General features: G+C 66.5%; 9 protein-coding genes. 5 read left to right on the top strand and 4 right to left on the bottom strand.

Annotation, left to right across the window (positions count from 1 at the left end; genetic code table 11):
* Nucleotides 1-51: 51 nt before the first annotated feature.
* On the top strand, nucleotides 52-1,557 hold the full coding sequence (gene pap / locus RS899_RS18475) for a polyphosphate:AMP phosphotransferase (RefSeq protein WP_054908728.1): 1,506 nt from the start codon (nucleotides 52-54) through the stop codon (nucleotides 1,555-1,557).
* A 533-nt stretch (nucleotides 1,558-2,090) separates the two neighbouring features.
* Here pap and lapD read toward each other — a convergent pair.
* Nucleotides 2,091-4,046, bottom strand: coding sequence for a cyclic di-GMP receptor LapD (gene lapD, locus RS899_RS18470; RefSeq protein ID WP_315807763.1), 1,956 nt, complete (start codon nucleotides 4,044-4,046; stop codon nucleotides 2,091-2,093).
* A gap of 11 nt (nucleotides 4,047-4,057) precedes the next feature.
* Complete coding sequence (lapG, locus tag RS899_RS18465; protein ID WP_054908726.1) at nucleotides 4,058-4,759, bottom strand: cysteine protease LapG; 702 nt, start codon at nucleotides 4,757-4,759, stop codon at nucleotides 4,058-4,060.
* A gap of 208 nt (nucleotides 4,760-4,967) precedes the next feature.
* Between lapG and RS899_RS18460 the strand changes: the two genes are divergently transcribed.
* The 4 genes from RS899_RS18460 to RS899_RS18445 are packed head-to-tail and all read left to right on the top strand — an operon-like array spanning nucleotide 4,968 to nucleotide 11,368.
* A complete protein-coding gene (locus tag RS899_RS18460; RefSeq protein WP_065085952.1) occupies nucleotides 4,968-6,113 on the top strand; it encodes an efflux RND transporter periplasmic adaptor subunit in 1,146 nt (381 codons plus the stop codon).
* On the top strand, nucleotides 6,110-9,205 hold the full coding sequence (locus RS899_RS18455; RefSeq protein WP_315807762.1) for a multidrug efflux RND transporter permease subunit: 3,096 nt from the start codon (nucleotides 6,110-6,112) through the stop codon (nucleotides 9,203-9,205). Before RS899_RS18460 ends, RS899_RS18455 begins: the two co-directional genes overlap by 4 nt.
* A 46-nt stretch (nucleotides 9,206-9,251) precedes the next feature.
* Complete coding sequence (locus RS899_RS18450) at nucleotides 9,252-9,944, top strand: heavy metal response regulator transcription factor (protein ID WP_024766145.1); 693 nt, start codon at nucleotides 9,252-9,254, stop codon at nucleotides 9,942-9,944.
* A gap of 32 nt (nucleotides 9,945-9,976) precedes the next feature.
* Nucleotides 9,977-11,368: a heavy metal sensor histidine kinase gene (locus RS899_RS18445; RefSeq protein ID WP_233299616.1), complete on the top strand. Its 1,392-nt coding sequence runs from the start codon at nucleotides 9,977-9,979 to the stop codon at nucleotides 11,366-11,368.
* A gap of 298 nt (nucleotides 11,369-11,666) precedes the next feature.
* Here the strand turns inward: RS899_RS18445 and RS899_RS18440 are convergent, their stop codons facing one another.
* Nucleotides 11,667-12,065: a YbaN family protein gene (locus RS899_RS18440; RefSeq protein ID WP_315807761.1), complete on the bottom strand. Its 399-nt coding sequence runs from the start codon at nucleotides 12,063-12,065 to the stop codon at nucleotides 11,667-11,669.
* A gap of 51 nt (nucleotides 12,066-12,116) precedes the next feature.
* Nucleotides 12,117-12,704, bottom strand: coding sequence for a YecA family protein (locus RS899_RS18435; protein ID WP_054908723.1), 588 nt, complete (start codon nucleotides 12,702-12,704; stop codon nucleotides 12,117-12,119).
* Nucleotides 12,705-12,867: the final 163 nt, after the last annotated feature.

The following is a 12,867-nucleotide window of genomic DNA, read 5'->3' as shown; positions in this document are numbered from 1 at the left end:
GGCTGCGTCACTTCCGCTACCTTCTATTCACTTCGAAACAAGGAGAGCTGCATGTTCGAATCCGCCGAGATCGGTCATTCCATCGACAAGGAAACCTACGAGAAGGAAGTCGCTGTGCTGCGCGAGGCCTTGCTCGAGGCACAGTACGAGCTCAAGCAGCAGGCGCGTTTCCCGGTGATCGTCCTGATCAATGGTATCGAGGGGGCCGGCAAGGGCGAGACGGTGAAGCTGCTGAACGAGTGGATGGACCCGCGTCTGATCCGCGTGGAAAGCTTCCTCCTGCCCACCGATGAGGAGCTTTCCCGTCCACCACAGTGGCGCTTCTGGCGCCGCCTGCCGCCCAAGGGCACGACCGGGATTTTCTTCGGCAACTGGTACAGCCAGATGCTTTACGCGCGGGTTACCGGCGAGATCAAGGACAGCCAGCTCGACGGCCTGATCAACGACGCCGAGCGCTTCGAGCGCATGTACTCCGACGAGGGTGCGCTGATCTTCAAGTTCTGGTTCCACCTCTCCAAGAAGCAGCTCAAGGAGCGCCTCAAGGCGCTGGAGAACGACCCGACGCGCAGTTGGCAGCTCAGCGACGTGGACTGGAAGCAGAGCGAGGTCTACGACAAGTTCGTGCGCTACGGCGAGCGCGTGTTGCGCCGCACCAGCCGCGACTACGCGCCCTGGTACGTGGTGGAGGGTTCCGATGAGCGCTACCGCAGCCTGACGGTGGGTCGCACCATCCTCGAAAGCCTGCAGGCCGCACTCAAGCGCAAGGACCGCCCGACGCCGCAACCGCATGCCGCGCCATTGGTCTCCAGCCTCGACAACAAGGGGCTGCTGGACGCGCTGGACCTGAGCCTGAAGCTGGACAAGGACCAGTACAAGGAACAACTGGCCAAGGAGCAGGCGCGCCTGGCCACGCTGATGCGCGACAAGCGTTTCCGCAGCCACTCGCTGATTGCCGTGTTCGAGGGCAACGACGCGGCCGGCAAGGGCGGCGCGATTCGCCGTGTCACCGACGCGCTGGACCCGCGCCAGTACCGTATCGTGCCGATTGCCGCGCCCACCGAAGAGGAGCGTGCGCAACCCTACCTGTGGCGCTTCTGGCGGCACATTCCGGCGCGCCGGCAGTTCACCATCTTCGACCGATCCTGGTATGGCCGCGTGCTGGTGGAGCGGGTCGAAGGCTTCGCCACCGATGCCGATTGGCTGCGCGCCTATGCGGAGATCAACGATTTCGAGGAGCAACTGGTGGACTACGGCATCGTGCTGGTGAAGTTCTGGCTCTCCATTGACCAGGACACCCAGCTGGAGCGCTTCAAGGAGCGCGAGTCGATTCCCTTCAAGCGCTTCAAGATCACCGAGGAGGACTGGCGCAACCGCGACAAGTGGGACCAGTACGTGGATGCGGTGGGGGATATGGTCGATCGCACCAGCACCGAGATTGCGCCCTGGACGCTGATCGAGGCCAACGACAAGCGTTATGCGCGGGTGAAGGTGCTCAAGACGATCAATGATGCGTTGGAGGCGGCTTACGGAAGCGCGAAGAAGGGCAAGAAGGACTAACGTTTCGTGTAGGAGCGAGCTTGCTCGCGAATGCGGCCTTCAAGGCCTGCTCCGGCGTTTGCCCTTGTGTAAGAGCGGGCTTTGTTCGCGATGTGTCTGCCTAGCTTTGAGGTTTCCAGCGCCGCTTCAGCGTGCGCTGTGACTTCTCGTTTCGCCCCCTCGGGCGACCCACTTTGGCAAACGCCCCAAAGTGGGCAAAGGTCTTGCCCCGGACATCCGGTTTTTCGCTTAGGCGAAAAATTCCCTCGTCGAATCGAAGTTTCAGGGGCACGAACTAGGCGTCCCCCCACGACGGGCCATCCCTGGCCCATCGTGGCTCTCGCGACATCCATGTCGCTCAACTCCTGAAACTCCGCTTCAACGAGGCCTCCTGAACGGGGCATCCGGAGTGCTCGGATGTTTTTCTGGAAGTCTGTAAGAGCCGGAACGTGACGCAGGTTTTCATGTAGGAGCGAGCTTGCTCGCGAACAGGCCCCGTCGCGGGGATGGTTCGCGAGCAAGGGCTAGGCGCCCCCCTCGGTCCTGCAAGGACATCAGGAACCGTTCTTCTGCGACGGCTTCGGCGCGCCAATGAGCCGGCCCATCGCCCCGGCAATCCCCATCTCCCGCAGCACCTGCAGCTCGCCCTCGGTCTCGACCATCTCCGCGATCAGCGGCAGGTCGATACTGTTGGACGCGCGGTACATGGCCTCGATGAACAGGCGCTTGTCGTTGTCCTGGTCGATGGCGCGGATGTAGCTGCCGTCGATCTTCAGGTACGCAAGCCCCAGGCGGGTGAGGTTGCCGATCAGGCTGAAGCGCCCGCCGAAGTGCTGCAGGCCGAGCTTGGCGCCGACTTCCTGGACAGACTGGGCGAGCTTCTCCAACTCGGCCGGCGGCGGCAGGTAGCGTTCGTCCACTTCCAGCGTCATCAGCTGCGCTTCCTGTGGGTGGGCACGCAGGATTTCGAAGAGCTGGCGCAGAGGCTCGGCGCTGCGCACGGTTTCCGCCGAGAGCGACAGGGCCAGTGGCGCCGGTTGCTGGGCGAGGTGGGCGAGGGCGTGTTCGAGCATCGCCAGGTCGAAGCGCGCCGACCAGCCGAAGCGCTCGATCCAGGGCAGGAATTGCCCGGCGGCCACGGCCTCGCCCTTGGGATCGAGCAGCCGCGCGAGAACCTTCTGGTGCAGCAACTCGCCATTCTTGACGCAGGCGCGCACGGGCTGGAACCACAGCTGCAGCTTGCCCTTCTGCAGGGCGTCGTCGAGCCAGTCGCGCCAGGCGCGGGAGTCCTGGGCGGGCTGGCTGCCGGAGCTGTCCAGGCGTTGCCAGGTGCGGTCCGGGGTGGCCTGCGCCTGGGCCAGTGCCTGGTCGGCGCGCGACAGCACGCCAGCGGAGGGCTCGCCCGGTCGGAAGGCCGCCAGGCCCAGGTGCGCCACCGGCGTGCAATCGCTGGCGCCCGTGCCGCGCAGATTTTCCAGGGCGGCACTGAGTTCGTCCGCCAGGTGCTCGGCACTGGCGCTGTCCAGGCCGGGCGCGAGCAGGGTGAATTCGCCGCCGCGGCTGCGCGCGGCCAGCCAGTCCGGGGTGCCGTGCTGCTCGCGCTCACGTTCCAGCAGTTCGGCGACGTCGCGGATCAGCGCGTCGGTGCGTTGCCCGCCGAGGCGCTGGTTGAGCCCGGCCAGGTCGTTCAGGCGCAGCAGCAGCAGGTAGCCGGCGGCGTTCTGCTCGCTGGGCGAGAGCTGCGCGTCCAGCCGTGCGTCGAACAGGCGACGGTTGGCCAGGCCGGAAAGGCTGTCCTGGTAGGCTTCCTCGCGCAGTTTCTCGCTGCGGCTGGCTTCCTCGGCGAACAGGGCCTTGAGCTTGTCGACCATCTGGTTCATCGCCTGTACCACGCGCCGCAGCTCCGGAGTACGCGGTTCCTTGGGCAGGGTGAGGAATTCGCGGCGGGTAATGGCGTGGGCTTGCTGCACCATCTGGTCCAGCGGCTTCAATTGGGTACGCAGCAGCCAGCCGCCAAGGATGGCGCTGACCAGCCCGCAGGCCAGCAGCCAGGCGAGGCTGCCCAGCGCGCCGTCCCACAGCTTGGCCAGGGCGAACTGCGGATGGCTGACCACCTCGACCCGCGCGGCCTGTTCCCAGCCGCGCATGATCAGCGCGTCGCCGCCCTGGGCCTTGAGGTTGACCAGCTTGGCGAACCAGGCGGGCACCTGCTGGTTCTGCGTGTCGCTGTCGCGCTCGACGATGACCTTGCCCTCGGGAATGCTCACCACGCGGATGGTGGCGAAGTAGCCGGAGTCGAAGATCGAGCTGACCATCAACTCGATCATCGCCGGGTCGTCCACGTGCGGGGTGAGCGACAGGCCCAGCGCGGTCGCTGCGTCCTGGGCATGGGAGCGCAACTGGCCGATCAGTTGCTCGCGGGAGCTTTCCAGGCTGGCGGCGAAGCTGCCGGCGAAGGCCACCACGAGGAACAGGCAGATCGCCAGGAACAGTTGCTTGAGCAATGACATGCCGGGTTCTCCTATCGCGTCTCGTCGAGGTCCAGGCCCTCGGCGCGCATCTTGGTCAACAGGTCCTGCCAGCGCGACAGCTTCTTGCTGTCGCCGGTGCGTTTGCCGCCGCCGGGGCCAGGCAGCCACAGCCCCTCGGCGTTGAAGGCGTAGACGGGCAGGAGGTCCTTGCGCTGGGAGGCGGGCTTGATCTGCGGGATCAGGTTGTCCAGCACCAGCGGCTCGGCAGTGGGGGAGGCGTAGTAGGTGAGCACCATGTGCGCCTGGTTCTGCTGCAGCGCCTTGACGTAGGTGATGCGCAGCTTGTCGCTGGCGACTCCGAGGCGGCGCAGGGTGACGAACTTGGCGATGGAGTAGTCCTCGCAGTCGCCGGCGCCCTTGTAGAGCGACTCCACCGGGGTGGCCCAGTAGTCCTCCTGGTGCCAGACGGTGCGGTCGTCGGTGAACACCAGCGCGCCATTGAAGAAGGCGTTGACGGCCTTGAGCTTGGCCATCTCGTCGAGATTCTCGCTGTCGTCGATCAGGCGACCCCAGGATTCGATGCGGGTCTTGGCGGTGCCGAGGTTGCCGTAGCGCTGCTCGGCGTTCTTCAGGATGGTGTCGAAGTTCCAGGCGGCGCCGGCGCTCAGCGTGAGGAGCGCGAGCAGCAGCACGCCGGCCCGCAGACGCAGCGGGCTGGCGAACAGCCAGAGGGCTCCTCGGGGTGGCTGCATCGCCAGCGCTCCATGTGGGATGTGTGGAGTCTAGGCGGTCTTCGAGAACTTGCGCCGGCCTATCGCCATTAGGCGCAAAGCCCCGTTGTACGGGCCTTGAAGACGAAACTGACAGGATTGTCATTTAAGGGTCAGCGTCCGGTCCCGGCTGCTGGCTTATAACCCCAGGATGCGGCCGCTGTGGCCGATCCAGACGCAGGAGAGCGGGATGCAGGGGCAACGGCGGGTTTGGCTGGCGGCAGGGTTGCTGGGGGTGACGGCGCTGGGAGCAGGCATCTGGGGCTTTGCCGGCCGGCACGAGGCACCGCAGGCCGCAGCCCAGCCAGCCGGCATACCGGTAACCCTGGCGCGAGTGGCCCGCGAGGACCTGGCGCAGAACCTCGACGGCGTCGGCACCGTTACCTCGCTGGCCAGCGTGCTGGTCCGCCCGCAAGTGGAAGGCCAGCTCACCGCGTTGCTCGTCGAAGAGGGGCAGATGGTCAAGCAGGGCGAGCTGCTGGCGACCATCGACGACCGCGCGATCAAGGCTGCGCTGGAGCAGGCTGAGGCGACCAAGCAGAGCAACCAGGCGCAGCTGCGCATCGTCGAGCAGGACCTAGCGCGCTACCAGACGCTGATCCAGCGCGGCTCGATTTCCCGGCAGACGGTGGAGCAGAGCGAGGCCGAAGCCGCCCGCCTGCGTGCCACCCTGCGCGGCAACGACGCCACCATCGACGCCGAGCGCGTGCGCCTGTCCTACACCCGGATCACCTCTCCGGTTGCCGGCCGTGTCGGCATTCGCAACGTGGATGTCGGCAACCTGCTGCGCACCAATGACAGCAGCGGCCTGTTCACCGTCACGCAGATGTCGCCGATCTCGGTGGTCTTCGCCCTGCCGCAGGAAAGCCTGCCAAAGTTGCAACCGCTGATGAGCAGCGATTCCCCGGTCGTGGCGCGCAGCCGTGACGGCGGCCAGTTGCTCGGCGAAGGCCACCTGCGCAGCATCGACAACCAGGTGGCCGCCAGCACCGGCACCATCCGTGTCCGTGCGGTTTTCGACAACAAGGACGGCCAGCTCTGGCCGGGGCAGTTCGTCGCCATCGACCTGCAGTCCGGCGTGCTGCACAACGGCCTGGTGCTGGACAGCCGGGCCGTGCGCCGTGGCCTGGACGGTGCCTTCGTGTTCCGCATCGAGGACGGCAAGGCGCAGAAGGTGCCGGTGCGCATCGTCGCGGAAGTGGACGGGCGCACCATAGTCGAGGGCCTGGCGGTGGACGATGAGGTCGTCCTCGACGGCCATTCCCGCCTGACGCCCGGCGCACGCGTCGAGGTGCAGGGCGACGTGCAGGCCCTGGCCCGCCGGAGCGAGCCGTGAGTGTGCGCGCCGGCATGTCCGGCTGGTGCGTGCGCCATCCCATCGCCACCTGCCTGCTGACCATCGCCTCGCTGCTGCTCGGGCTGCTGGCGTTCTTCCGGCTCGGCGTCGCGCCGTTGCCGCAGGTGGACTTCCCGACCATCCAGGTCCAGGCCCTGCTGCCCGGCGGCAGCCCGGAGACCATGGCGTCGTCGGTGGCGACCCCGCTGGAAGTGCAATTCAGCGCCATTCCCGGCATCACCCAGATGCTTTCAACCAGCGCCCTGGGCTCGACCACCCTGACCCTGCAGTTCGACCTGGACAAGAACATCGACGTCGCCGCCCAGGAGGTCACCGCCGCGATCAACGCCGCCGCCGGCCGGCTGCCGGCAGACATGCCGAACCTGCCGACCTGGCGCAAGATCAACCCGGCGGACAGCCCGATCATGATCGTGCGGGTGAACTCCGAGCTGATGCCGCTGATCGAGTTGAGCGACCTGGCCGAAGTGCTGCTGTCGCGGCAGCTCAGCCAGATCGCCGGGGTGGGGCAGATCTTCGTGGTTGGCCAGCAGCGCCCGGCGATCCGCATCCAGGCTCAGCCGGAGAAGCTCGCCGCGTACCGCCTGACCCTGGCCGACCTGCGCCAGTCGCTGCAATCGGCGAGCATCAACCTGGCCAAGGGCGCGCTGTTCGGCGACGGCCGCGTGTCCACCCTGGCGGCCAACGACCAGTTGTTCAGCCCTGACGAGTACGGCGATCTCGTCGTCGCTTACCGAGCGGGCGCGCCGGTGTTCCTGCGCGACCTGGCGAAGGTGGTGAAGGCGCCGGAAGACGACTACGTGCAGGCCTGGCCGGATGGCCGGCCGGGCGTTGCGCTGGTGATCCTGCGCCAGCCCGGCGCGAACATCGTCGAGACCTCCGATGCCATCCAGGCCGAGTTGCCACGCCTGCGCGAAATGCTGCCGGCGGGCGTCGAGGTGGAAGTGCTCAACGACCGCACCCGCACCATTCGTGCCTCGCTGCACGAAGTCGAACTGACCCTGCTGTTGACCATGGGCCTGGTGGTGCTGGTGATGGGGCTGTTCCTGCGCCAGCTGTCGGCGACCCTGATCGTCGCGACGGTTCTGGCGGTGTCGCTCAGCGCGAGTTTCGCGGCGATGTACCTGCTGGGCTTCACGCTGAACAACCTGACCCTAGTAGCGCTGATCATCGCGGTGGGCTTCATCGTCGATGACGCCATCGTCGTGGTGGAAAACATCCACCGCCACCTGGAGCAGGGCAAGGATCGGGTCGAGGCGGCGCTGGCCGGCGCCTCGGAGATCAGCTTCACCGTGGTCTCGATCAGCTTCTCGCTGATCGCTGCGTTCATTCCCCTGCTGTTCATGGGCGGCATCGTCGGCCGGCTGTTCCGTGAGTTCGCAGTGAGCGTCACGGCCGCCATCCTGATCTCGGTGCTGGCCTCGCTGACCGTGGCGCCGATGCTCGCCTCGCGCTTCATGGGCAAGCCGAAGCATGGACATGATGACGGCGGCATCGCCGGCTGGCTGCTGGCGCGCTACGCCAGGGGACTGGACTGGTCGCTCAAGCACCAGCGTACGGTGCTCGCCGGCTTCGTGGTCTGCGTGGCCATCGCGGTGGCCGGCTATGTCGGGATTCCCAAGGGCTTCTTCCCGTCCCAGGACACCGCCTTCATCTTCGGTACCACCCAGGCCGCCGAGGACATCTCCTATGCCGACATGGCCGAGAAGCACAAGCAACTGGCGGACATCATCGCCGCCGACCCTGCGGTGCAAAGCTACAACCATGCCATCGGCATCACCGGCGGTAGCCAGAGCCTGTCGAACGGGCGCTTCTGGATCGTGCTCAAGGATCGCGGCGACCGCGACGTGTCGGTGGACGAGTTCATCAACCGCATACGGCCCAAGCTGGCCAAGGTGCCGGGCATCGTTCTCTACCTGCGTTCGGCCCAGGACATCAACCTTGCCACCGGCCCGGTGCGCACCCAGTACCAGTACGCCCTGCGCAGCAACGACAGCGCGGCGCTGGCACTCTGGGCGGACCGGCTGACCCAGCGGCTGAAGGAGGAGGGCGGCCTGCAGGACGTCTCCAACGACCTGCAGATGGGTGCCAGCGTCACCTCGCTGCAGATCGACCGAGTGGCGGCGGCGCGTTTCGGACTGTCCGCCGAGGATGTCAGCCAGACGCTCTACGATGCCTTCGGCCAGCGCCAGGTGGGTGAGTTCCAGACCGAGGTCAACCAGTACAAGGTCATTCTCGAACTGGATTCCCGGCAGCGTGGTCGCGCTGACAGCCTGGCGTGGTTCCACCTGCGCTCGCCGCTGACTGGCGAGATGGTCCCGCTGGCGGCGCTGGCGCGGGTCGTGCCGGACAAGTCCGGGCCACTGCAGATCAACCACAACGGCATGTTCCCGGCGGTGACCCTGTCCTTCAACCTGTCGCCGGGCGTGGCCCTGGGCGATGCCGTGAGTCTCGTCCAGCGCGCGCAGCAGGAGATCGGCATGCCGTCGAGCATCAGCGGCGAATTCCAGGGGGCGGCGGCAGCCTTCCAGAGCTCGCTGGCCAGCCAGCCGTTGCTGATCCTGGCTGCGCTGTTCGCGGTCTACGTGATCCTCGGCGTGCTCTACGAGAGCTTCGTGCACCCGCTGACGATTCTCTCCACCTTGCCTTCGGCGGGTATCGGCGCGGTGTTCCTGCTCTGGGGCTGGGGTCTGGAGTTCTCGGTGATGGCGCTGATCGGCCTGGTGCTGCTGATCGGCATCGTCAAGAAGAACGGCATCCTGATGGTCGACTTCGCCCTGGCTGCACAACGCCAGCGTGGGCTGTCACCCTACGATGCCATCCGCGAGGCGTGCCTGGCGCGCTTCCGGCCGATCATGATGACCACGCTGGCCGCGCTGCTCGGCGCGATCCCGCTGATGATCGGCTTCGGCACCGGCTCGGAACTGCGCCAGCCGCTGGGCGTGGCGGTGGTGGGCGGGCTGATCTTCAGCCAGGCGCTGACCCTGTTCAGCACCCCGGTGGTGTACCTGGCGCTGGACCGCGTCTTCCACCGCCCGCAGCCTGCGCCGGTAATCGCCGGAGGTGCGGCATGAAGCGCGGCTGGGTAGCATGGCTGGACGCTGCGAACGGAGGGCCGGCATGCGCGTACTGATTGTCGAAGACGAGAGCAAGACCGCCGATTACCTGCAGCGCGGCCTGAGCGAGCAGGGCTTCACCGTGGACGTCGCGGCCAACGGCATCGACGGCCGGCACCTGGCGCTCAACGGCGAATACGACGTCATCGTGCTCGACGTGATGCTTCCCGGTATCGACGGCTACGGCGTACTGCGCGCGTTGCGCGAGCAGCGGCAGACGCCGGTGATCATGCTCACCGCCCGCGAGCGTGTGGAAGACCGCGTGCGCGGCCTGCGCGAGGGTGCCGACGACTACCTGATCAAGCCGTTCTCCTTCCTCGAACTGGTGGCGCGCCTGCAAGCGCTGACCCGCCGTGGCGCGCACCTGGAAAGCGCCACGCAGATGCGCATCGCCGACCTGGCCATCGACCTGGTCAGCCGCCGCGTGCAGCGCGGCGGCACGCGCCTGGAACTGACCGCCAAGGAATACTCGCTGCTCTGCGTGCTGGCCCAGCGCAGCGGCGAAATCCTCTCCAAGACGGCCATCGCCGAGCTGGTCTGGGACATCAATTTCGACACCGATACCAATGTCGTCGAGGTCGCCATCAAGCGCCTGCGGGCCAAGCTCGACGGGCCGTTCGACACCAAGCTGCTGCACACCATACGCGGCATGGGCTACGTGCTGGAGAGCCGCACCGTGCAGGAGCGCGAAGCGTGAAAGGCCTGTCGCTGTCGACGCGCCTGGCCGGCATGTTCGCCGTCGCCGCGCTGGGCATCTTCCTGCTCATCGGTTCGGCCATCTATTGCGTACTCGACGCGCAGATCGAGCGCCTGCAACGCTCGGAGCTGGACACCCGCTTCAACATGGTTGCGCGCATGCTCGACAAGCCCGACCTCGCCGAGCGCTGGCCGCACATGCAGCTCAAGCTCAACACCCTGAGCCAGGAGTACCAGCTGATCCGCTTCTGGATCGACAGCGACGACGCGCGCTTCCGCTACGGAAAACCCAACGAGACGGTCAACCGGATGCTCGGCACCGGCAACGGTTATGCCGAGCTTGAGCTGCCCGAACACGACGCACCGCTCTCCGCCCGGGTCGGCCGCCTGCCGGCCAGCGATGGACGACCGGCGCTGGTGCTGCTGGCGGCGATCGACAGCGTGGCATTCAAGCACGCCCGCGAGGCGACGCTGATGACGCTGTTCGTGCTCTCCGCGCTGGGGATCGCGCTGGCGACCTTGTGCGGCCACTGGATTGCCCGCGTCGGTTTGCGGCCGCTGCACGAACTATCTGCCGAAGCGAGGCAGATCAGCCCCCGCCAGCTGTCCCAGCGGTTGCGCCTGGCCGGCTTGCCGGCGGAGCTGTCGGCGCTGGCCGGTGCCTTCAACGAAGCACTGGACAGGCTGGAGCAGGCTTATCTGCGTCTGGAGTCGTTCAACGCCGACGTCGCCCACGAGTTGCGCACGCCGTTGGCCAACCTGATCGGCCAGAGCCAGGTCGCGTTGTCCCGCGAGCGCAGCGCACAGGATTACGAGGAGGTGCTGCAGTCCAACCTGGAGGAGCTGGAGCGCCTGCGTGCCATCGTCAACGACATGCTGTTCCTCGCCCGTGTCGACCAGGGCGGGCTGGCTGCCGAAAGGGTGGAAACCTCTCTGGCGGCCGAGGTATCGACGACGCTGGACTTCCTCGAAGTAATCTTCGACGAACAGGGCGTGCAGGTGAATCTGCGCGGCGATGCGCGGGCCTGCGTCGAGCGCGCGCTATTCCAGCGCGCGGTAACCAACCTGCTCTACAACGCCGCCCAGCACACCGCACCGGGCGGGCGCATCGACGTACGCCTGAGCGGCGAGCGCGGCGCCGCGCTGGTGGAAGTCAGCAACCCTGGCGAGCCGATCACCGCCGAGCAACGCGCGCGGCTGTTCGAGCGCTTCTATCGCGCCGACATGGCCCGCGCCAACAGCCAGAGCAACCATGGGCTGGGGTTGTCCATCGTCAAGGCGGTGGCAAGCATGCACGGCGGCTCGGTGTTCGTGCGCAGCGAAGGCGGGGTGAATACCTTCGGCTTTACGGTGGATGGGGTGGGGCCAGTCGGGCCGGCGCAGGATGATCAGCAGGATGTGAATGGCGAAGTGGTGCCAGTCTGAGGGCTTCAGTGCTTGGGCAATACCCCTCTCCCTAACCCTCTCCCTGAAGGGAGAGGGGACTGGATCGGCATCAGGCGACTCACCGAGTTGGCAGGGCGCCGTCAATGGCCCGCTCTCCCTTCAGAGAGGGGCTGGATTGGCATCAGGCGGGCTGGGCGCCGTCAATGGCCCGCTCTCCCTTCAGAGAAAGGGGCTGGATTGGCATCAGGTGAATTGCCGAGTTGGCCGGGCGCTGTGAACGGCTCCCTCTCCCTTCAGGGAGAGGGCTGGGGAGAGGGTATTCGAGCCCGCAGCGGACTCAATCCAATCGCCGTGTCTTTGTCCGAATCAGGTAGATGCTCACCAGCGTCGCACTGGTCAGCATGAACGCCCAGGCCCAGGGCCGCTGCACGATGAATCCTGAAATCAGGATGCTGCACCACATCAGGCCGATGGCGTAGACCTTGCCCTTGAGCGGGATGCCTTCGCCGTCGAGGTAGCCGCGAATCCACGGGCCGAGTTTCGGGTGGTTCACCAGCCAGTCATAGAAGCGCTGGGAGCTGCGCATGAAGCAGGCGGCGGCGAGCAGCAGGAAGGGCGTGGTGGGCAGCACCGGCAGGAAGATGCCGATCACGCCCAGTGCCACGCTGAGCCAGCCGATGCCCAGCAGGCAGTAGCGAACCCAGGCGTGACGGCTTTGGCGGATTTCTCGTGGCATCGACGTACGCGTAGCGAATCCGGAGCCGCGTTGCGCGGCTCCGGCAGTGGATCAGTGGGTGCGGGGCTTGAGCAGGGCCGGTTTTTCTTCCGGGGCCTGGCACAGCAGGAACAGGTTGGTCAGCAGTTCCGGGATCTGCGCGACCATGTCGTCCACCAGCCCGCGGTCGCTGGCGATCTCGTCGAACTCGGGTTGTTCGTCGAACAGGCCGGAACCGACCATGATCGGCAGCAGCAGCTCGCTGACTTCTTCCTCGGCCTGCTCGAACCACACCGCTTCACGCAGGAACACGCCTTCCATGAAGCCGATGCACCAGCCGCGGATGTCGGAGTCGTCCGGCTCGTCACCCAGGTAGGGTTCGCAGGGCAGCTCCAGCTCTTCGTCACCGGCCATCTGGCGGATGATGTGCGCCTTGAGCTGGGCCAGGGTCGACTCGATTTCGCTGCGCTCTTCCTCGCTGCGGTAGTGCGGCGGCTCGGCGAACAGGGCGTCGATCCACTCGCGCTCCGGCACTTCCTCCGGGCAGATCGCCAGGGCGGTCAGGTAGCCGTGTGCCGCCACGTAGTCCAAGGCTTCCTCGTGCAGGTCATCGGCATCGAGAAAGGCTTGCAGGCGGGACAATTGGTCGGCGAAGGACATCGGGTACTACCTCGGAGGTGATCGGTCCCGAATTGTAGTCCTTCCGGGGGCCCGCGGCAAAAGCCAAATGCCCGTGCAGCCTGAGCCGACGCGGGGTTCGGACGCATGTGACGGATTTTTCCGCAGTTTCCCGGACAAGGTGCCGGCCGTGGGCGGACGGCTT

This window comes from Pseudomonas sp. C9-3, assembly GCF_032392015.1.
GTDB lineage: Bacteria > Pseudomonadota > Gammaproteobacteria > Pseudomonadales > Pseudomonadaceae > Pseudomonas > Pseudomonas nitroreducens.
This window is presented reverse-complemented; position numbering and strand designations above follow the sequence as displayed.